We start from the raw sequence: 21,930 nt of genomic DNA on the forward strand, positions 1-21,930 counted from the left end.
TTGATAACAAAAAATGCAAATCATGTTTTAAGAAATGCTTTTTTCAAAGACAATTTCTCGTTTAATTTTCTTATTTATTTTTTTATAATGACTATTAATTTCTTGTGTTTTTCTGTATTTTTGTCGCCACAAGGACCATTGCAAAAATAAGTTTTTAAATTTTTGCTTCCACAAAGAAGTTTGAATGTTTCGATACAAAGTATTTTGCCTATTTTTAATTTTTTGATTAATTTTGGCAACTTGGTTTTGATTATCTTTTTCTTTTTGATGAAAGATTTTTAAAATTTTTGTTTTATTAGCAATAAAATTTTTAAAAATGTCATTATTTTTTCGTTTAATGGCTATTTTTTTGTTTTCTAAAAACAACTTTTGTTGTTGCATTTTTTCCAAATACTCTTTTTGCGACAAATGCAATGTTGTTTGCAGATGCATTTGTTTTTGGTCAAAAACATGTTTTAAATTACTTAGAGCATCGCTTAAGTTTTCATTCAACAACTCAATTTTTTGCTTCATTAAATGAGTGGTTCTTTCTAATTCTTGTTGTTTGTAGATTTTCTTTCGATTAAAACTTTGTAACAAAACTTTTCGTTGTTGATAAAATATTTTTTCGTTCCAAATATCTAATAATTTTAACATGTGTTCTATCTGAGTTTGATTGCTGAATTGTTTTTTAGGCTTAATTTGTGTTTGTTTTATGCCAAAATTCAAAAAAGATTGATGTTTTTGCCAAAAATTATTTTGATCAGAGTTTAAAAAAAACATAACTTGCATAATTTTTTGGAAAATGCATTGCCAAGTTTGGAAAAAAAATGACGAAGAAATTTTTTTGACAACAATTAATGGGTGCAATTGAATTAAATAATTGTCAAAGGGCAATTGTTTCCACAAAACTTCTAATTTTTGTTGTAATATTTGGATTTGATGAATTGTTTGCTGATATTTTTGAGTATAATTTTTTATTTTTTGATGATAATGATTAGTTATTTTGATTTCTTTTTGAGACAAAGAATTGCTTTGTTTGTTGTATTTTTCCTTTTTAAGATTAATTTGGTGATAAATTCGTTCTAAAGGTGCTGGAACTTGCTGCCATAAAACTTTAGAATTATCATTAATATTTTTAATTTGACTTTTTTCACTTAGAAAAGATAATTGTTTGTCGCACAAAATGATTTGTTGTTCTAAAATTTCTAATTTATCTAAAATTTGTTGTTTTTTAAATAAATATTTTTTTTCTTGAAAAAAACAAAAATGAGTAAATTGTGTTTCTATATTACTCATTATATCATAATTAAGCATTTGTTGAAACTCAAAAAGCACATTTTCTTCTAAAAGACAAATTTTATTACCAAAAGAAGCCTTAAAAGCAAGTATTTTTTGATTTAAGTGTTTTAAAATGGTAGTTTTTTGATAATTTTTATCTTGCATTTGTTTAATAATCGTTAAAAGCTGGTGTTGTTTTAAAAGTTGTTTTTGTGCAAGATAATGAATATATGCTTCTTGCAAATCAAGTTCTTTCAAAAAAAAATGCTTGTCTTTGGATCTATATAATTGATAACCCATAAAATCATCTTCTTGTAATGTTTCATAATAACTAATTTGATTTTCCAAAAAACTAATTTCTTTTTTTAAATCTATGATTTTAATTAAATCATTTAAGTGTATTTTAATTTTTTCTAATTTCAATTGTAAAATAATGCTTGTATTTTTTAATTCAAAAGCTATTTGGTTGTGAAAAAAATCACGATAATATTCCATTTGAAAATCATTGTTGGCTCGTCTTAAAGTTAAAGTGGTTTGATGATAAGAAAAAAAAGTTTCTTGATAATCTTTTTGGTTATCAAAAATAGCATTATCTTTGTCATAGATAGTTTTGAAGGTTTTTATTTGCAATTGGATATCGTTTATTTTTTGAGCAAATAAATAATTGATTCTTTGTGTATGATAACTATAAATTTGGTTAAAAATGTTTTGATATTTTTGATAAATTTCTTCTTGCTTTTGTTTTTCTAAACGCCAATAATTAATGGCTTTTTTATGGTTGATATTAATTAAATTGTATTTTTTTTTCCATAAAGTTATTTCTTTTAAAAACCATAATTCATTTTGTTGGTGTTGATAATAAAGGTTATTTTTTTCTTTTTGGGCGTTTAAATCAGGCAAATGAAAATAAAGGCCACCAAATGGTGAATGCAAAAAAGAAATAGGTCTTGTCTTATGAAAAAAAATTTGTTTTTGGGTTTTTATCCAAGTTTGTTTTTGCTCGTGTTTGACTTTAATTGCATCAAAGGCTTGATCGTGATCGTTTAATTTGATTTGATATATTTTATGGGTTTTATTGATGTTTTTTTGATATAGCTCCATTTTGTGGGCATGTATTTGCTCAATATTGGCTAAATTATTATTTTTTTTAACTTCTATGGTTTTTAATTCTAAAGCTAATTGTTGATAGATGTTTTTATTTTTTTGGTTTAGATTAAAATCTGTGGTATAAAAATTTTGATGCAACAACTGATGCTCAGATTTTCTTTTAGTTTCTAATTGCTTTTTTTGTTGTTCAAAATGAATTAATGAATCATCAATATCTTTGTTTTTGTGGCTTATTTGGGATAAAATTTTTTTTTCTTTCTGATGATATTTTTTTTTGATGTTTTGAATTTCTCGTTGAAAAGCTTTCATTAAATAACTAATTTTGGCTTTATTTTTTATTTTTTGTAAATTGATTTCTTGATGAAAAAAAGATGTTTTTTTGGTTTCTTTATTTAATTTTTGTTGTAAAACAATTTTTTGGTGACGAACTAATTTTGTAAGTTTGATATTGAAAACAAGCAACATTTTATAATATTTTTTATTAATAGTTTTTTTTAAAGATTGGTACTCGGTTTGCAAGGTTTGTTCGTCATAAATAAGTTTATTATGAGAATCAAATTCATTAATTGCTGATTGTTTAAATTGCATCAATATTTTTTTAAATTCTTGCAAAAAAGGCGAAAAAAAATCTTTTTCTTCTCGCTTTTTTTTGAACAAAGATAGCAATTTATTGTAAAATAGCATAAATTTTCCTTTAATCCTAGTTTAGTTTGAAATAATTGATTTTTTTTAAATTTTTAAAAGAATTAGATTCTCAAAACATGTATCATTACTTTTAGTATATCATAATTACACTTCTTTTGAAAGCAAAAACATCAAATAATAATAAATAACTGCCAGAACAAAAAATAAGTTTTCTAAACGATAATCAATGTATCTAAAAAAAGGGTTATTAATTATTTTGATACCAAACGACAAACATTTGTGATCAACTTGCCTTATTATACCTTATCGTAAATGTATGTAGTATATAAGTTTTGTGTTAAAACACGAAAAACAGATATTGTTGTTCTATATAGTCCTTAATTTTTTTAATAAAGATAAATAATTGTACTATTTTTCAAGTGCCAGTACTATTTTTAATTTTGGGTTCTTTTCGTTGAATTAAAGATTGATTTCATATTGTTATTTTGTTTTTTTCTAGTTTTTTTGATAATGTTAAAAAAATATTGTGTTAAAAACCGAATATTATATCAACTGTCATATCAAATTAAATTATTTTTAACAACGAAGATCAACTTTTATAGTTAATTTTTTTGTTGTTTGGTTCGGTAGCCTTTTTAGCTTGCCTTAAATTGCTAACTCTTTTTATGTCTTAGATTTAAAAACTAAAAGTAAAATTTCTAAAAACAACCAAAAACCAACTTAAAAAACTAGTCAAAAAAAGATATTTAAAAAAATAGTTGACATATAGTTGACATTATGATTAAAAAAGAATATAATATTATTGGCAATCGTTAATTTGAGTGCCAAGAGGTGTCGATTATGCTTTCAGATAGAAAAAAATTAATTTTAAAAGCTGTCATTGAAAACTATTCCCAAAAAGGACAACCAGTAGGCTCTAAATCATTACTTTATTTAACAGAAATGAAATTTTGTAGCGCTACTGTTCGTTATGATATGATGCAATTAGAACAAGAAGGGTTTTTGAAAAAAAATCATACTTCCAGTGGTAGAGTCCCTTCGTTTAAAGGCTATACTTATTATTTGACTCATTTATTAACTAGAGACAACGATGTAGCCAATTTGTTTCCTTTGATTGATGGCGTAGTACAAAAAAAAAGTTTTGGCAAAGACCAAGTTATTAAAGAAGCACTTAATTTGTTAAATAATTTAACTAGTTACACTGCTATGGCAATTGGGTCTGATGTTTTTAATCGTAGTAAAATCACAAAAATTGATTTTATTCCTTTAAGTGACGTTCAAGCTTTAATTTTAATTATTACTGACAAAGGAAATGTCCAACATCAAAATATCTCTTTGGATCAAACCAAAGAAATTAGCATCCATGACTTAAAAGATGTTGTCAAAATTATCAGTGATTTGCTTGCTGGAAAATATTTATCGGAAGCTGTAGCGATTATCCAAAACGATTTTGTCAAACAAACCATTGCTAAATATATTCGTTTTCAAGAGCAATTAATCGCCTTATTTATTGAAGCTTTTAGTAGTTTTGCTTCTAAGAATATGTATTTTGCAGGCGTTTCTAAAATGGTTGAAAAAAAAGAATTTAGCAATCTCGAATTAATTAAAAAATTTATGAGCCTTTTAGAACGTAAAGAATTGCTCAAAATTATGCTCAATCAAGAAGGATTGTCGTTTAAACTTTCGAATGAGTTACAATTAACCCCTGTCAAAGATTATATGATTCTTTCGATCCCTTTCGATATTAACACCTCGGAAAAAGGAACAATTGCAATTTTAGGCCCTTCTTGGATGAAATACCCGAAAATAATTCCCCTTTTAGAATATTTATCAGTTCATTTATCGAAGTTAAACAAAGAATAAGTAATATTTAGAATGTTAATCTAGAAAAGAGGTTCAAAATGTTTTTCGAAAAAAACACACAATCATCAGAAAAAAATAATGACAAAACCCAAATCCCAAAACAACCAGAATCAAAAATTAATGCTGATAAATCTGACAATCTTAAAACTAATAATTGTAATTGCTGCAATTGCGATAATCAAGAAAATAATCAAGAAAAAGAATTAAAACAATCAGAACAAAAAGAAACATCTAATTCTCAAACTCAAGCTAATAGTTGTAATTGTTGTGATTGCGATAATCAAGAAAATAATAAAGAAAAAGAAAATAAAAATTTAAAACAAAAAGAAACATCTAATTCTCAAACTCAAGCTAATAATTGTAATTGCTGCAATTGCGATAATCAAGAAAACAATCAAGAAAAAGAATTAGAAAAAGAAATCAATAAATTAAAACTCCAATTAGAACAACAAAAAAAAGAGTTTGATGAACAAATTTTAAAAAATCAAGCTGAATTAATCAATTTTAAAAAACGTTCTAAACAACAAAATATCCAAGATGTTAAATATGCTTCTATGAATTTTATTGGCGATTTATTGATGCCTTTAGAACAATTAGAAAAAGTTTTAGAATATTCAACTGATAACGAATTATTAAAAAAATATTTATCAGGTTTTCGAATGATTCAGCAACAAATTCAAAATGTTTTACAAACCGAAGGAGTCGAAGAAATTAAGGCATTAGATAAAATATTTGATCCTGCCTTGCATCATGCAATTGAAACAATTTCTGATCGAAAAAAACCTAATAAAACTAATTTAAAGGTTTTACAAAAAGGTTATTTATATAAAGAAAAAATTTTAAGACCAGCAATGGTTCAAGTAAATGAATGGAGTGATGAAAATGGCAAAAACTAATAAAATTATTGGAATTGACTTAGGAACAACTAATTCTTGTGTTGCTATCATGGATGGCGGAGAAGCAAAAGTTATTCCTAACGCTGAAGGTGGAAGAACAACTCCTTCAGTAGTATCTTTTAAAGGTAATGATATCATGGTAGGAGAAATCGCTAAACGTCAAGTGATTACAAATCCTAACACAATTAGTTCTATTAAAAGACACATGGGAGAAGCTAGTTATACTGTTGATGTTAACGGTAAAAAATATACTCCGCAAGAAATTAGTGCTATGATTTTATCTAATCTTAAAAAAACAGCTGAAGAATATTTAGGAGCAGAAGTAAGTAGCGCTGTTATTACAGTACCTGCTTATTTTAATGATGCCCAAAGACAAGCTACTAAAGATGCTGGTAAAATAGCTGGTTTAGATGTTAAACGTATTATTAATGAACCAACTGCTGCTGCCTTAGCTTATGGAGTTGATAAAGCCAATAAAGAACAAACTATTTTAATTTTTGACTTAGGTGGCGGAACTTTTGATGTTTCTATTCTTAATTTAGCTGATGGTACTTTTGAAGTGCTTTCTACTGCAGGCGATAACGCTTTAGGTGGTGATGATTTTGACTTAAGAATTGTTGATTTTTTAGTTAAAGAATTTAAAAAAGATAATGGAGTTGATTTATCCAAAGACAAAATGGCGATGCAACGTTTAAAAGATGTTGCTGAAAAAGCTAAAAAAGAATTAAGCGGTGTTACTGCTAGTCAAATTTCTTTACCTTTCTTAACTATGAGTGCTGCAGGACCTTTGCATTTAGAATATAATATGACTCGTGCTAAATTTAATGAATTAACAAAAGATTTAGTTGACCGTTGTTTAGTACCAGTAAAACGTGCTTTAAGTGATGCAAAATTAAGTGTTGAAAAAATTGATCAAGTTCTTTTAGTTGGTGGTTCTACTCGTATTCCTGCTGTTCAAGATTTAGTGAAAAATGAATTGAAAAAAACTCCTAATAAAAGTATTAACCCAGATGAAGTAGTTGCTATTGGTGCTGCTATTCAAGGAGGTATTTTAGCAGGAGATGTTAAAGATATTTTACTATTAGATGTTACTCCTCTTTCTTTAGGAATAGAAACTTTGGGAAATGTCTTTACTAAGTTGATTGAAAGAAATACAACAATTCCAACTTCTCAAAAACAAGTCTTTTCCACTGCAGCTGATAATCAATCAGCAGTAGATATTCATGTTTTACAAGGGGAACGTCCTTTAGCAGCTGATAACAAAACTTTAGGACAATTCCGTTTAACAGATATTCCACCAGCTCCTCGTGGAGTTCCTCAAATTGAAGTAACTTTTGATATTGATGCAAACGGTATTGTTTCTGTTAAAGCTAAAGATTTAGGTACTCAAAAAGAACAAAAAATTACTATTTCAGGTAGTGGTGGTTTAAGCGAAGAAGAAATTAAAAAAATGATTCGAGAAGCAGAAGAAAACGCTGAAGCTGATCGTATTAAAAAAGAAAAAATTGACGTTCATAACGAAGCTGATAATATGATTTTCTTAACAAAAAAATCTTTAGAAGATTTAAAAGATGAAGTAACTTCCGAAGAAAAAGAAAAAATCGAAAAAGAAATCCAAGAATTAGAGACTGCTTTAAAAGGCGAAGATATTGCTTTAATTAAAGAAAAAACAGCTAGTTTATCAAAAGAATCACAAAATATCGCTGTAAAAGCTTATCAAAAAGCTCAACAAGCTCAACAAAAAACAAACACTTCAGACAAAACAGCTTCTTCTGATAAAAAAGATGAAGTCGATGAAGTGGTAGACGCAGATTTTGAAAAAAAATAAACTATCAAAATAATTAAAAAAGGGGTAAAACCCCTTTGATTTAATTATGGGGTGGAGCAACAATATGACAAAAAAAGATTATTATCAAATTTTGGGTTTAAATAAAGAGGCAACACCTACAGAAATTAAAAAAGCTTATCTTAGACTTGCTAAAAAATATCATCCTGACGTTTCAAAAGAAACTAATGCTGAAGCTAAGTTTAAAGAAATTCAAGAAGCTTATAGTGTTTTGAGTGATGCTAACAAAAGAGCTAATTATGATCGTTTTGGACACGATTCACAAGGATCACAAGGATTTTCTGGTTTTGGAGGTTTTGAAGAAGACATTTTTAGTTCTTTTGGAGATTTTTTTGGCACTAGCAAGCGTAACAAAAAAGCTAATTATGATAAAAAAGTTGAAATGACAATCAGTTTTATGGATTCAGTTTTAGGGGCTTCTAAAAATATTGATATTATGGTAGAAGCTGATTGTCAAGTTTGTCAAGGTAAAGGAGCTTTATTATCAAGTGATATTGTTGAATGTAGTTATTGTAACGGTTTAGGCCAAATTATAACTGAACAAAGAACCTTTTTAGGTAATATTCGTTCTCAACAAACATGTCCTCGATGTGGCGGACAAGGTTCAAAAATTAAAAATAAATGTTATGCTTGTCACGGACAAAAACGCCAAAAAATAAAACAGTCAGTTAGTTTTAAAATACCTGCAGGAATTGAAGAAGGAATGTCTTTACAAATTAGTGGTAAAGGTAATTTTATTCCTTTAACTAAAAAAGCAGGTGATTTATACGTTATTTTTAAAATTCGTTCTCATGAAGTATTTATAAGAAAAGGACAAGATATTATTTTAGAGATTTTTATTACTTTACCAGAAGCTGTTTTAGGAGTTAATAAGTTAATTCCTACTATTTATGGTGAAGTTAATTTAAAAATACCTTCAGGTATTCAATCAGGAAATAAACTACGTATGAAAAATCAAGGGGTTGCTTATCTGAATGCTTCTTATCGCAAAGGTGATCAATATGTAGTTGTTAATTTAAAAACACCTACTAGAATTACTTCGGAAGAAAAAAAACTTTATCAAAAATTATTACAATTAAATAATTAAACTAAAAAACAATGAAAACAATTAGTAAAATGATTTTACTAAGAGTTTGATTTGTTTTTTTTTTTTTTGATGTATAATTAATACGGATAGATTAATTGCGTCTTATTCAGCGATTTGCGTTTGCTGTTTTATTTACAATCAGCCCCCGTCCAAACCGTACGAGCAAGTTTCCAAGCATACGGCTTTCCATAATTTACTCTCTTTCGAGAACTAATTTTGCCTTACGGCTGATTAGCTATTTATTCTTTTTTGTTCTTTTACTTTTGTTATTTAATCTGATATCATGCATTTGTTGGTTCGTAATATTTCTATGACAATCTATGCATAACACTTTTGTACTCTTATTCATCACGCTTTTGCGGTTTTCATTGCGAACCGTACCAATGTGATGGATTTGAAGTTGGGTTGTTTTGCCGCATTTCTCACATATTTCCGCTTTAAGGCGGTCTGTTAGATTCGTACGACCTTGGAATAGATAAGGATTGATGATGATATCGGGATTTTTCTTACAACTACGCATTTTCTTAATCTTATCCCAAGGGTAAACAATCCATGACTCATATCTGGTTTTCCCTTTGTTTAAATAAGGAATTGACCAAGTTGTGCTACGATTAAACTTTTTTCGCACTTTGGCAATTGCCGTTTTGTGTTTCCTTGCCAAAGTTTTCAAACAACTATACTCAGCTAGATAGGTTAGATGGGTTAATGCATTTAGATTGTTAGCTAAACAAAAGTATTGGATGATTCCACGTACGATTGTCTTATAAGTGCGTATTATTTCTAATTCGTCCCTATTTGCTAATGTTTCATCATGCTTAACCTTTCCTCTTCTTAACCAATTGTATTCATATCCATATTCCTTGGCTTTTGCTTTGGGAACTTGGATTTGTACCCGACCGTTTAGGGATTTTTTGTGGGTTTTTTCGGTGAGTTTACTACTGGTTGGATTTACCCTAATCATGTAGGATAGAAACCTTGTGCCCTTATTGGCTTTTACAATTTTTGATTTATCTTTACTAACTGTCAGTTTTAAATCTTGTTCTAGCCATTGAGTCACTTGGTTTTTAATAGTTTCAGCTTTGTCATATTTCCCTTTAATTCCTATGATAAAATCATCGGCATATCGGATATATTCAACTCTTGTTTTTGGATTTAGGTTAATTTGACTATCAATCCCCAATTTATGATGCATTCCCTGACGGTATGTTTTTCCATATCCTGGGTTTGCTTTCCTTATTGGTGTTCCTTCTTTAATTAGTTCGTCCATTTTGATGTCAATGTAATGTAAATATACATTGGCAAGTAATGGGGAGATGATTCCTCCTTGTGGAGAACCAGATAAAGATTCGTATTTGATGCCATCTTTCATGAACCCAGCTTTTAACCACTTGTTAATGGTTGAAAGAGTTTTATTCTTGCGTATAAACTTCGTCAAGGTTTTCATAAGAGTTTCATGATTGATTGTGTCAAAATAACCTTTAAGGTTAATTTTGATGATATAATCAATTCCCTTAAATCTCTGTTTGACGCGTTTGATTGCATCAAGACAGGATTTTTTAGTTCTAAATCCAAAACTCCATTCTAAGAATTGATTTTCAAGATAAGGAGTTAAGAGTTGTTCAAGGCTTCTTTGGACTATTCTATCTTTTATGGTAGGTATTCCAAGAGGTCTAACCTTATCGTTGTCTTTGGGAATGAATATTCTTTTAACAGGCTTTGGATTGTACTTGTTACTGATGTATTCCTTGTGATATCTTTCTAATTTTTTAAGATTGAGACTGTCAATTGTATTACCATCAATTCCAGGTGTACCCGCACCTTTGTTGGTTGCAATTTTGTTAAATGCAATTAACGTGTTATGTAGATTATTCATTCCTTGCTGTAATTCTCTTTTTAGAGGATAGTTATTTGTAGAACAATATAGGATCTTATTCAATGTTCGCGAAAGCTTAGTTTCATTTGAAACAGTTGTTGACATATTTATCAACTCCTTCCTTGATTACAGTGAATAAATAGTAAATTACTAGCTACTTTCGCCTTGTAAAGGTTATTAACCTTCGCCCTGGTGGGTCATTGTGTTAGCATATTCCAATGTTAACTTTGAATTATCCACGACTATTAAATAGCTTCTTTATCCTTGAGCGTCTCGGCATTTATTCCTTGACTTGTTAATTAAATAACTAGCTTTTAGGATTCTCCAAGTTACTCTAAATATCTACCTTTGTCCTTTAGGTGAAGTAACCGCTTATGTTTTAACGTCTTTCCTGACTGTCGGTGAGATTCCAGGCTTTCTGTTAATTAGATAAACTAACCAAGACAAATAATATATCCTGTTAGACTCTGGACTATACGGCTTCAGTAGTTTGCGTATTAGGTTCTAAGATTACATCTGCTTTCCTTCTTAGACCATTTCAGGCTTATCCATGGGACAATTTGGTGGCGGTATCCTCTTGACTAACTACTTCGTCTCAATCCGCTTTTATAGTCTGCTGTAATCCATTATTCTTTCGTTTAACGGACCGACCATATCCATTCAGTGTTTATCGGCACTGGCATATTGGTTAGATAGCTCGATATTTAGGCCTCTTTGGCGCCCTTATAAGTATAGTAGTTTTTTATATTTATATTTAATTATATTTAAAAATTACTATTTTAAAATCCAAAAAGAAAGTAACCAATAACAAACAAAAAAAAATGAAAAAGCAGATATTAACTCATTTAAAAAAATACTAAAAATCAATACTAATTTAAAATAAAAAGGCATTTGTCAAGCATAAAACTTGGTTTTTTTTTTTTTTGATGTATAATGATCAGGTAATAATGAAATTGATTTTTCTTTATTGGTTAATCGCTTTTTTAAAGCCCATTAAATTAGCAACATCGAAAAAAAGCGATTACATTTTTTCTTTTTTTAATTTTTAAAAATATAAATCGCAAGGGAGAAATTATTTTTTTATGCCTAATTTGAAAAACAAAAAGCGACAACTTTTATTTTTGACAAGTTGCCTTTTACCTCTTTTTTTATTCTTTTTTATTACAGTGTATGGAGCATCGAATTCTCCCTCTCCTAGTAGGAATTCTAATAGTAGCCCTAGTAGGAGTAGTGAAACTGCTGATAATAGACCCCAATTAAGCACAATTTTAAATAACAAAAATGATAAAGATTTAGGTCAAATACCTAACACATCAAATGAAACTATTATTGCAGCTATTCGCAAAAAGCACCCTAATTTAGAAGATAAAGATTTAGAACTTTCAGGAGAATTAAAACAAAACTCAAGATACACAAGCGGATTGAAAATAGGACAACTAAGACCATCAATTAAATATTCTGTCAATGTTAAATCTAATGATTACCAAGGAGAATGCACATTTTATTTCACATTATCATCAGGGGTTAGTGCAAACTCAAGTGGAAGAGATATTACAGAGATTACGGATGTTGATGTCGATTTTGCTGAAGATGAGTCAGAAGAACCTTTAACAGCATTAAGCCAAAAATTAACAGAAACTAATTTAGATAAAATACCTAACACATTAAATGAAACTATTATTAAAGCTATTAAAGCTAAGAACCCTGATTTAAAAAATAAAGATTTACAAGTAGTTTCAAATACTTTAACATCTAACTCAGGTAGGATATTTACAACTAGTGGATCATCAAATAAACATGTCTACGTTAAATCTAATGATTTCCAGGGAAAAGTAAAAGTTTCATTTAGTATTCAAAAAGCATTAGGCACAAAATTACAAATAACTAATTTAGGGCCTTTAGATGCAAGAACTGAAGGCAAAGTTAAAGATAAAGTGTTAAATAAAAATACTCAATTAACAGACAAAACCAAATTAACAGTTCAATTTGTTGAAAACCAAGACAAAGCAAAAATAACACATCCAAATTTTATTGGTGAAGTAGAAGTTACATTTAGCGAAGAATTAAAGACAAAATTAACAAAAACCAATTTAGAAGATTTAAATATAACAAATACAAATCAAATTGAAATAATTATAAATAAATTGTTAGAGAAAAATACTGATTTAAGACAAGTAGACCGACAAAAATTCAAAATTAATCTTGTTGATCAACAGATGAGCAATAAAATAAAAGTAAGACATCAAGATTTTACTGGCGAAGTAGAAGCTACATTTACTAAAATTATTCTTCACCGAAACAACAAAATTGATACTATAACTGAGTTTAGCAAAACCACTGGTACCCCTTTTAGACAAACTACCTACAACTCTGACGGAACAATTAATTCTATAATTAAAAATGAATTTAACCCAACCACTGGCAAACTAGCTAAAACAACTAATTTTCAACCTGACGAAACAACAATTATTTCTATAAAGGATTTTGACTCATTCGGCAAACTAGCTAAAACAACTAATTTTGGACCTAACGGAAAAACAATTAAATCTATAAATGAATTTAACCCAAAAAATGATATTCTAGTTAAAACAACTAATTTTAAATCCGACGGAATAAAAGTTGATTTTATAAGTGATTTTGACCCAAACACTGGCAGAGAAGTTAAACAAACTCATTACCACCCCGACGGCAAAACTCTTCAATCTATAGAAGAACATAAATCAACCACTGGCAAAACTAAAACAACTTATTTTACACCCGAAGGAAGTATTGATAAGGTAAAATATTTTAAATCCACTGGCGAATTTGATAGTGAACGACCTCCAAAAGCTTCAGAGAAAACAAAAGCTCCAGAAATAGTTAGAGAAGCAGCAAAAGAAGCAACTCAAAAAACTCAAGAAGCTCAAATAAGAATAGCAGCAGTAGAAGCACAAACTAAATCCAAAGAATTACAATTGCTAAAAGGAGAAAGAGGAGAACAAGGAGAAAAAGGCGACAAGGGCGACCAAGGCGAAAAAGGAGACAAGGGCGATCAAGGAGAAAAAGGAGACCAAGGCGAAAAAGGAGACCAAGGAGAACGAGGCCCACAAGGTGAAAAAGGCGATCAAGGAGAAAAAGGCGACAAGGGCGATCAAGGAGAAAAAGGAGACAAGGGCGATCAAGGAGAAAGAGGAGACCAAGGAATCCAAGGAGAACGAGGCCCACAAGGTGAAAAAGGCGATCAAGGAGAAAGAGGAGACCAAGGAATCCAAGGAGAAACAGGACCAAAAGGTGAAAAAGGAGACAAAGGAGACAAAGGAGACAAAGGAGACAAGGGCGATCAAGGCGAAAAAGGAGACAAGGGCGATCAAGGGCAAATAACCGAAAAACAAATAAATATAATAAAATCACAAATTATATCAGAAATTAAATCACAAATTATATCAGAAATTCAAAAAGAATTAGCATCAACTCACACACCACCTCAATCCACTTCACCAGATACAGCAACTGACACAACACCTCAATCCACTTCACCAGATACAGCAACTGACACAACAGATCAACCAGCTACAAACAATCAAAAAACAGAAAAAAATGACGTTAACAAAACAACATTTATTTGTTTAACTGTCTTTTTAATTATTATTGTAATTTCATCAATAATTGGATTATTCATTCATAATTCCAAAAAACAAAAAAAACAAAAATAAAAGAGGCTTTTAAAAGTCTCTTTTTTTTAATAATTAATTTTTTTGTATTCTAAAAAAATGATTTTGTTAAAATCAAAAAATTATAAAAAAACTCAAAGAACTTAACAAACTCAAAATCAACAACACAATTAGAAAAGTAAAGTAAGATGATTTTAAAAAAACCACAATAAAGGTTTTAAAATCAATTACAAAATTAAAAAAATAGAAATCACTAACAACTATTAAATGTAATTTCATAAAAAAAACTATCTTAAAAGGGTAGTCTTTTTTTATTTTAATAAGTTATTTCAAAGACCTAAAAAATATCATAAAAACAAGTAAAAAAACTTATTAAATAGGGTTTTGGTAAGCGTTTAATTTGTATTTTTTTTATTTTGATGTTATAATTATAGTAAATATAGTAGTGCTATATTTTAAAGTCAAAAACAAGAAAGGAGTATTTTTTAATCAAATGGTTTAGAACAACAAACAAAAAAATGAAAAAGCAAAGCAGACATTAGTTCATTTAAAAAAATACTAAAAATCAATACTAATCTAAAATAACTAGTTAAAATGAAATAAAAAAACATTTTTCAAGCATAAAACTTGTTTTTTTGTGATGTATAATGGAAATAATAATGAGATTGTTTTTTCATTGTTGGTAAACTGGGAAAGGTAGGCAAAGATTAGCAACATCTAAAAAAAGTGATTACATTTTTTGTTTTTTTTAATTTTTAAAAATATAAATTGCAAGGGAGAAATTATTTTTTTATGCCTAATTTTAAAAACAAAAAGCGACAACTTTTATTTTTGACAAGTTGCCTTTTACCTCTTTTTTTATTCTTTTTTAATATGTTCTTTTTTAGTATAGTGCATGCGCAAAATGATAATCATTCTGATGATAGACTAACAGACCAAACTGAATTAGAAACTCCAAAAGCAGAAGATCAAACAGCTCCAAAAGCAGAAGATCAAACAGCTCCAAAAGCAGAAGATCAAACAGCTCCAAAAGCAGAAGATCAAACAGCTCCAAAAGCAGAAGATCAAACAGCTCCAAAAGCAGAAGATCAAACAGCTCCAAAAGCAGAAGATCAAACAGCTCCAAAAGCAGAAGATCAAACAGCTCCAAAAGCAGAAGATCAAACAGCTCCAAAAGCAGAAGATCAAACAGCTCCAAAAGCAGAAGATCAAACAGCTCCAAAAGCAGAAGATCAAACAGCTCCAAAAGCAGAAGATCAAACAGCTCCAAAAGCAGAAGATCAAACAGCTCCAAAAGCAGAAGAAAATAAAGGAACTCCAGAAACTAAAACAACTGAAGGAAATACAGAAACTAAAACAACTGTAGGAAATACAGAAACTAAAACAACTGAAGGAACTCCAGAAACTAAAACAACTGAAGGAACTTCAAAACCAGAAGAAAGTAGTAACAACAGTAAAACAATATTGATTTGTTTAACTATCTTTTTAACTATTACTTTAACTGTATTAATTGGATTATTCATTCATAATTCCAAAAAACAAAAATAAAAGAGACTTTTAAAGTCTCTTTTTTTTAATAATTAATTGTTTTTGCATTCTAAAAAAAATTTAAAATCAAAAATTAGAAAAAAACTAAAAGAACTTGACAAACTTCAACAGTATTAAACACAAAATTAACAACAACACAATTAAAAAACTCTAGCACCACATAAAATGCCTCCTTCTAACTAACCAACCTCCCAATCATCTTCTACATTATAAATTATTTTAATATCATTGGTTTCTTTGATTTTGTTTATAACAGCAGCTATTATTGTTTCTTTTTTTTAATTCATTATTTTTACTATATCAATATAGTTATTATTTGATAAAATAAAGAAGGTCAATGGAAGGTGATTGAGGTTTAAAGAAAAAATTAATTGTTTTTTAAGCTTAGGAAAGTCCATGCTAGCACATGCTGCGATTGTATGTAGTGTTTGTGTCTAAGGAATAAATAACTTAGAGTATTTTTGGTTTCAAAAGTAACGGCGTTTTTTGATATCTAAGGATTTATCTTATTGAATCTATGAAACAAAAACTGAAAGTGTCACAGAGACGAGCTAATTAGAAATAATTAGGTGAAACGCGATAAACCCCTCAAGCTAGCAACCCAAAAAATGGTAGGGGCATGTAAAACGATGAAATGAAATTAGTTTTACACTACTTTTTGAGTAGAAGATAAATGATCACACTTGTTTTTAACAAGAACAAAACATGGCTTATGCACATTGACCAATTTTCTTTATGAATACTTAATTAGTTTTTTTATTTTTTATATTAAAAAAAGTCAAACTGTTTTTAGTTTGGCTCAAATTTTATCTTTTTTGCTCATTTTTAACTGTAAATAAATTTTATTTTTTATATAAAAGTTATCTAATTAAAAACAATAAAAAATTAATCACAAAAGCAACTATTGGTTCTTATTTGTCATAATTGTTACTAAATTTAATTAATAGATTATTGTTTAGATAATTGCAAAAATAACACTTTTACAACATCAACGATTAGCATCCATTGGTAAAAAATAGTTTTTTAGTTTATGAGATTTTTTGCTTGCTGATATGCAAAATACATTTTAATGCTTACAAAAATATCAAAGCTAAGCCCAAATCACACCAAAAAACATTACTCAAATTAAATTTTTTTAAATAGTTTAATAATGGGCATCCAAATCAAAATTAGTACCAAAAGCATGATAAAATCAAAAAATAATCAAAAAAACAAGTTAAAAACTAGCAAAAACCGAAAATTAAAATAAGAAATAAAAAAATACTTTCCATCGTTGCAAAAGCACAAAAACTTAAAAATTTAAGCTTTTTTTGTTGTCCAAAGAACTATAAATAAAAAAATCCAAACTGTTAATAAACAATTTGGATTCTTTTTTTTATTGTGATAAATTTTTTTGTTAGTGTTTTGTAAAAACATAATTTGGCTAAGATGTTGTATTTATTGGTTTTTTTGTTTTTTTTGGGTTAAAAAGAAAAATGATTAAAGTCAACACCAAAAAAGAAATAACGATTAAGATGTTTTTATAAACCTTAAATGTTTCTGATTTTATCTGTTTTATGGTTTGATAATTTATTTCTAATAAAAGTTCGCCATCATATTCATTGTGTTCAATTTGACTAATTGAGTTTTGGATATGATTAAAAGTTTTATTTTGAGGTTCAAATTCGAAATCTTTAGGCAAAAATTTATCTTTTAAATTAGGATTTTTAGCTATAATTGCTTGATAAACTAAGTTTTTTCTTTCTTCAAGGTTAATATCTTTTTTAATAGAAATAACTCCTAAATCGGTGTTATCAATAATATCATCTAAATTCAAGATATCTTTGGTGAAAGTAAATTCAAGACTATTACCCATCAAATCTTCTACTCTAAAAAGACCTTCCCATTGTTCTCCTTCGTCATCTTCGTAATAAACTTCTTTAAAGGCGCTGTTTTCTATTAGAAAATCATCTGCTTCAATCGTTGTTGAAAGATTGTTATCTTTAATTAATTGATTTAAAGCTTTAATGATATCTTCTTTTGATAATTGTTGATTTTGTTTATAATATCTAAATTTTGCAATATGTCTTTTGTTTTGGGGAAATATGAGAGTTAAATCTTTTAGTTTTTTTAAATCTTGCAAATTTAAAGCATCAAGTTGTTCTTGAGTTTCTTTGAAATCTTCACCGTTTTTTTTAACCCAAACACCATTGTTTAAAGGGTTTTGATCGTTTGTTATAGTTATTTTTTTCTTATCGCTTGATTTTATTGTTCTTTGGGCGAATAGGTTAATGTTGTTTAAAAAAAAGGTAAAAATTAATACTAACAAATTAAAAACAATGAATGTTTGAGAAACTCGTAATCGGTTTCCTTGCATTGTTGTTTGAATTCTTTCTTATAAAATATATTAAATCATAGGAGATGAAAAAACATTCCTACAGTTATATATTGTAATCTTTTTGCTTCCAAAAGTCAAGTTATTTTGTTATTTTTTGGTTACGAATAATAATCTATTAAAAACATCATTTAGTATTTTGTTTAAATCGTTTATATAACTCATTAATGCGTTTTTCGTATTCATTGTGTAATTTTGGTCGGTAATAAATCGATCCTTGCAATTCTTTCGGAAGATATTGTTGTTTGACGTAATCATTTTCGAAATGATGAGGATATCGATAACCAACCCCATTATTTAATTTTTTGGCCGAAGCATAACTAGTGTCGTGTAAATGACTAGGAATTGGCGGGACTTTACCGTTTAAAACATCTTTATAAGCTTGATTGGTGGCTAAATAAGCACTATTGGATTTTTCACTCAAACACATTTCTACAATTGCCAAACCCAACGGAATACGACCTTCTGGTAATCCGATTTGACGAAAAGCATCAATAGCAGTTTTGACATGTAAAATAACGGCAGGATTAGCTAAACCCACATCTTCATAAGCAGTAATCAACATTCTCCGTAATAACGCTTCATGGTCGCCACTTAGTAATAATCTGACAAAATAATGCAAAGCCGCATCAACATCACTACCGCGAATTGATTTTTGCAAAGCTGATTTTAAGTTATGATGTTCATCTGCATCTTTGAAATTAACCAAATTAGCAAAGGGGAAAAAGTTGTTAACGATAGTATTATTAATTTCTTTTTCGGGGTATAATTTGAGGCACAATTCTAATGTGTTAATGGCAATACGCAAATCTCCGCTAGATAATTGACAAATCAACATTAGCGCCTCAGTTTTGATAGTTAATGGTAGTTTTTTGTTGATAATTATTTTTTGCAAACCGGTTGCCATTTGTAAGGCAGTGATTCTTTCTAATTTAATGATATTAGCTCTTGAACGAATAGCTGGATTAATCACAAAATAAGGGTTTTCAGTAGTGCAAGCGAACATAATTAAATGACCGTTTTCCAAATATTGTAACAAGATATCTTGACGGTCTTTATTCATGCGGTGGATTTCTTCTACGATAAGGATCAAATTTGAGTTAAGTGATGCAGATTCGATGATTTTTTCTAACTTGGTTTTTTTATCTATCTCGGCGTTAAAAATGATATATTCTAATTTCAAATCATTTGCTAATGCTTGTGCCATACTACTTTTACCGGTTCCTGGTTCACCATAAAAAATCAAAGAACTAACAAAATTATTTTTAATCATTTTCGAAATGATGCCATTTTGATCGTTAATTAAATGATTTTGTCCGATAATTTGGCTTATGGTAGTTGGTCGCAATGTAAATGCTAATGGTTCTGTCATATTTTTTTCCTAACTCTTTTTCCTGTTTGTTTTTAATATATAATATTATAACACTTTTTGAGGGTTTGAGTGGGTGTTGTTTTTGATATGTAACAATTAATATTAGATGTTGTGTTTAATAACAAAAAAAGACTAGTTATTAGCTAGTCTTTGGTGAATATTTGGTTAAAAATTTATACTGATTGAACCGAACCATCGGATTGGTATTTAGTTTCTTGATTTTTTTTCAGTTATTGGATTATATTCAAAGATGTAGCTAAATTGTTTTGTTGTTGTAGTGTTGTATATTGGTTAATTTACAATTTTAGGGGTTGTATTCAAAGATTGCAGTCAATTTTTTTATCATCGAATTTATAGTGTATATAAATTTGGTTTTTAAACATAAAAGTCGTATTTTTCTTGTGTGATTAGTTTTTGAAGATGAAGGCAGGTTAGATTATTTTTGTTATTTTTTCAAATTGGTTAGTTTTTGCAACAAAAAGACCATTATTAAAACAATGACTTTTTTTTATTATTAGGATATATTGTTATTAAAATACATTTTCAGGATTAAATAAAAAATTAATTTCTATAATTTTAGTTTTTTTAAAAACAAAACCAATATTAAAAACAACTCCTTTTAGCACTTATTAATATTATACTATTTACTTTTTTTAATACTACCAAAGCAAATATTTTCATTTATCATAACTTCTTTTGATAAAATAATTATTAGAGGGTTTTTGTAAAAAGATAAAATCTCAAAAACATAAACATTCTAGAAACGAGCTTTTAAAAATGAAAAACAACAAAGAACTACAACTAAACTCTAATTTTATTAAAACCATCATCCAAAAAGATTTAGAACAAGGTAAATACCAACAAATTATTACCCGTTTTCCGCCCGAGCCCAATGGTTTTTTACATTTAGGACACGCTAGAGCCATCATTGTTAATTTTGAATTGGCAAAAATCTTTAACGGCAAAACTATTTTGCGTTATGACGATACTAACCCTACTAACGAAAAACAAATTTATGTTGATGCTATTTTGCAAGATTTAACATGGCTCGGTTACAAACCTGATCGAATCACCTTTGCTTCTGATTATTTTTTACAAATGTACGAAAAAGCACTTTTTTTAATTAGGCAAGGAAAAGCTTATGTCGATGACCTAACTGCTGAAGAAATTACAAAATCAAGAGGAAACTTGTTAGAAAAAGGAATCAATTCGCCTTATCGTAATCGTAGTATTTATGAAAATATTGTCCTTTTCGAAAAAATGAAAGCAGGTGTTTTCAAAGAAGGCAGTAAGGTTTTGCGCGCTAAAATTGATATGGCAAGCCCTAACCTCAATTTAAGAGATGCTGTTTTATACCGCGTTCTTTCGGCTTTTACATTGAAAAAAAAACATTGGTATATTTATCCGACTTACGATTTTGCCCACCCTTTAGAAGATGCTTTCGAAAAGATCACCCACTCATTATGTTCTTTAGAGTTTGAAGATCACAGACCTTTATACGATTGGGTTATTCGAGAAACCAAAGTTTCACATATCCCCCGTCAAATTGAATTTGGACGCCTAAATTTAACCCAAACCTTAATGAGCAAAAGATATCTCAAAGCGTTAGTAGAAGAAAAAAAAGTTAATGGTTGGAATGATCCTAGAATGCCTACTTTATCAGGAATTCGCCACAAAGGATATACCCCGCAAGCAATTAAAAATTTTGTGTTAGAAATTGGTTTATCAAAAGTTAACTCTCAAGTTAAAAGAGAAATGTTAGAATCATGCGTCAGAGATAATCTCAAAGCCCAAGCTTTTCCACGAATGGCAGTTATTAACCCTTTAAAAGTGACAATCGTTAATTATCCCGAGAATCAAATAGAGCAACTAGAAGCTCCTTTTTTTCCGAAAGAATGTCATGATACAAAAATAAGACATGTTGCTTTTTCTCGTCATTTGTATATCGAAAAAGATGATTTTGCTATCACCAAACCCAATCCTCAATACAAAAGATTAGTTTTAGGTGAAGAGGTGCGTTTATTGCATGCTTATTTCATCAAAGCTTGTGATGTCATTAAAAATGATCAAGGGGAAGTAATTGAAATACTTGCCACCTATGATCCAGAAACTAAAAGTGGTAGTGGTTTTAAAGGTAGAAAACCAAACGGTACTATTCATTTTGTCGAAAGCAAAACCGCTTTGGCAGCTACTTTTAATTATTTTTTCCCTCTTTTAACACAAAATAACGACTTTAATCAAGAATCTTGGCAAATCAAACAAGGTTTTGTTGAAAATAATTTAGCCCAAAACACTAATCACACTCGAATTCAATTTTTAAGACAAGGTTATTTTATGTTAACCCAAACACAAAACCAAAAACTAAATTTCAACGAAATAGTCAGCTTAAAAGCAAATAATTTAAAATAA

The 21,930-nt window shown here is 28.6% G+C and carries 11 protein-coding genes and 1 other RNA gene; 8 read left to right on the forward strand and 4 right to left on the reverse strand.

What is annotated here, in order from left to right; all coding sequences use genetic code 11:
- Positions 1 to 27: 27 nt before the first annotated feature.
- Positions 28 to 3,051: a cytadherence high molecular weight protein 2 gene (locus psc1_RS03285; RefSeq protein WP_373375583.1), complete on the reverse strand. Its 3,024-nt coding sequence runs from the start codon at positions 3,049 to 3,051 to the stop codon at positions 28 to 30.
- Positions 3,052 to 3,852: 801 nt separating this feature from the next.
- Here psc1_RS03285 and hrcA point away from each other — a divergent pair.
- The 4 genes from hrcA to dnaJ all read left to right on the forward strand — a co-directional run bounded on the left by hrcA (position 3,853) and on the right by dnaJ (position 8,704).
- A complete protein-coding gene (gene hrcA, locus psc1_RS03290; protein ID WP_023161373.1) occupies positions 3,853 to 4,875 on the forward strand; it encodes a heat-inducible transcriptional repressor HrcA in 1,023 nt (340 codons plus the stop codon).
- A gap of 38 nt (positions 4,876 to 4,913) precedes the next feature.
- Positions 4,914 to 5,771, forward strand: a complete 858-nt coding sequence (locus psc1_RS03295) for a nucleotide exchange factor GrpE (protein ID WP_373375584.1) — start codon at positions 4,914 to 4,916, stop codon at positions 5,769 to 5,771.
- Positions 5,758 to 7,599 (forward strand): molecular chaperone DnaK, encoded by a 1,842-nt coding sequence (dnaK, locus tag psc1_RS03300; protein WP_122225407.1) that lies wholly within the window; start codon positions 5,758 to 5,760, stop codon positions 7,597 to 7,599. The genes psc1_RS03295 and dnaK overlap by 14 nt, the downstream gene beginning before the upstream one ends.
- A gap of 64 nt (positions 7,600 to 7,663) precedes the next feature.
- The gene (gene dnaJ, locus psc1_RS03305) at positions 7,664 to 8,704 is read left to right on the forward strand and encodes a molecular chaperone DnaJ (RefSeq protein WP_373375586.1); all 1,041 of its coding nucleotides are present in this window, start codon (positions 7,664 to 7,666) and stop codon (positions 8,702 to 8,704) included.
- A gap of 235 nt (positions 8,705 to 8,939) precedes the next feature.
- Here the strand turns inward: dnaJ and ltrA are convergent, their stop codons facing one another.
- Positions 8,940 to 10,682 (reverse strand): group II intron reverse transcriptase/maturase, encoded by a 1,743-nt coding sequence (gene ltrA, locus psc1_RS03310; RefSeq protein WP_373375587.1) that lies wholly within the window; start codon positions 10,680 to 10,682, stop codon positions 8,940 to 8,942.
- Positions 10,683 to 11,659: 977 nt separating this feature from the next.
- Here ltrA and psc1_RS03315 point away from each other — a divergent pair.
- The 3 genes from psc1_RS03315 to rnpB all read left to right on the forward strand — a co-directional run bounded on the left by psc1_RS03315 (position 11,660) and on the right by rnpB (position 16,493).
- Positions 11,660 to 14,269, forward strand: a complete 2,610-nt coding sequence (locus psc1_RS03315; protein ID WP_373375588.1) for a DUF2963 domain-containing protein — start codon at positions 11,660 to 11,662, stop codon at positions 14,267 to 14,269.
- 831 nt (positions 14,270 to 15,100) lie between these two features.
- Positions 15,101 to 15,775: a hypothetical protein gene (locus psc1_RS03320; RefSeq protein ID WP_373400974.1), complete on the forward strand. Its 675-nt coding sequence runs from the start codon at positions 15,101 to 15,103 to the stop codon at positions 15,773 to 15,775.
- 336 nt (positions 15,776 to 16,111) lie between these two features.
- Positions 16,112 to 16,493: RNase P RNA component class B (gene rnpB / locus psc1_RS03325), an RNA gene on the forward strand.
- A gap of 705 nt (positions 16,494 to 17,198) precedes the next feature.
- On the opposite strand, the gene psc1_RS03330 is transcribed toward rnpB, so the two are convergent.
- Positions 17,199 to 18,131 carry a hypothetical protein gene (locus psc1_RS03330; protein WP_373375590.1) on the reverse strand — a complete coding sequence of 311 codons (933 nt, stop codon included), beginning with the start codon at positions 18,129 to 18,131 and terminating at the stop codon, positions 17,199 to 17,201.
- A gap of 145 nt (positions 18,132 to 18,276) precedes the next feature.
- Positions 18,277 to 19,521, reverse strand: a complete 1,245-nt coding sequence (locus tag psc1_RS03335; protein WP_023161211.1) for a replication-associated recombination protein A — start codon at positions 19,519 to 19,521, stop codon at positions 18,277 to 18,279.
- A 777-nt stretch (positions 19,522 to 20,298) separates the two neighbouring features.
- Here psc1_RS03335 and glnS point away from each other — a divergent pair.
- Positions 20,299 to 21,930: a glutamine--tRNA ligase gene (gene glnS / locus psc1_RS03340; RefSeq protein WP_023161210.1), complete on the forward strand. Its 1,632-nt coding sequence runs from the start codon at positions 20,299 to 20,301 to the stop codon at positions 21,928 to 21,930.

It is taken from the genome of Candidatus Phytoplasma solani (assembly GCF_041729705.1).
Taxonomy (GTDB): domain Bacteria; phylum Bacillota_I; class Bacilli_A; order Acholeplasmatales; family Acholeplasmataceae; genus Phytoplasma; species Phytoplasma solani.

Coding starts and splice junctions, on each gene's coding strand:
- psc1_RS03330 (WP_373375590.1), bottom strand. CDS start 18,131: ATGCAAGGAAACCGATTACGAGTTTCTCAAACATTCATTGTTTTTAAT.
- psc1_RS03320 (WP_373400974.1), top strand. CDS start 15,101: ATGTTCTTTTTTAGTATAGTGCATGCGCAAAATGATAATCATTCTGAT.
- dnaJ (WP_373375586.1), top strand. CDS start 7,664: ATGACAAAAAAAGATTATTATCAAATTTTGGGTTTAAATAAAGAGGCA.
- hrcA (WP_023161373.1), top strand. CDS start 3,853: ATGCTTTCAGATAGAAAAAAATTAATTTTAAAAGCTGTCATTGAAAAC.
- dnaK (WP_122225407.1), top strand. CDS start 5,758: ATGGCAAAAACTAATAAAATTATTGGAATTGACTTAGGAACAACTAAT.
- psc1_RS03295 (WP_373375584.1), top strand. CDS start 4,914: ATGTTTTTCGAAAAAAACACACAATCATCAGAAAAAAATAATGACAAA.
- glnS (WP_023161210.1), top strand. CDS start 20,299: ATGAAAAACAACAAAGAACTACAACTAAACTCTAATTTTATTAAAACC.
- psc1_RS03335 (WP_023161211.1), bottom strand. CDS start 19,521: ATGACAGAACCATTAGCATTTACATTGCGACCAACTACCATAAGCCAA.
- psc1_RS03315 (WP_373375588.1), top strand. CDS start 11,660: ATGCCTAATTTGAAAAACAAAAAGCGACAACTTTTATTTTTGACAAGT.
- ltrA (WP_373375587.1), bottom strand. CDS start 10,682: ATGTCAACAACTGTTTCAAATGAAACTAAGCTTTCGCGAACATTGAAT.
- psc1_RS03285 (WP_373375583.1), bottom strand. CDS start 3,051: ATGCTATTTTACAATAAATTGCTATCTTTGTTCAAAAAAAAGCGAGAA.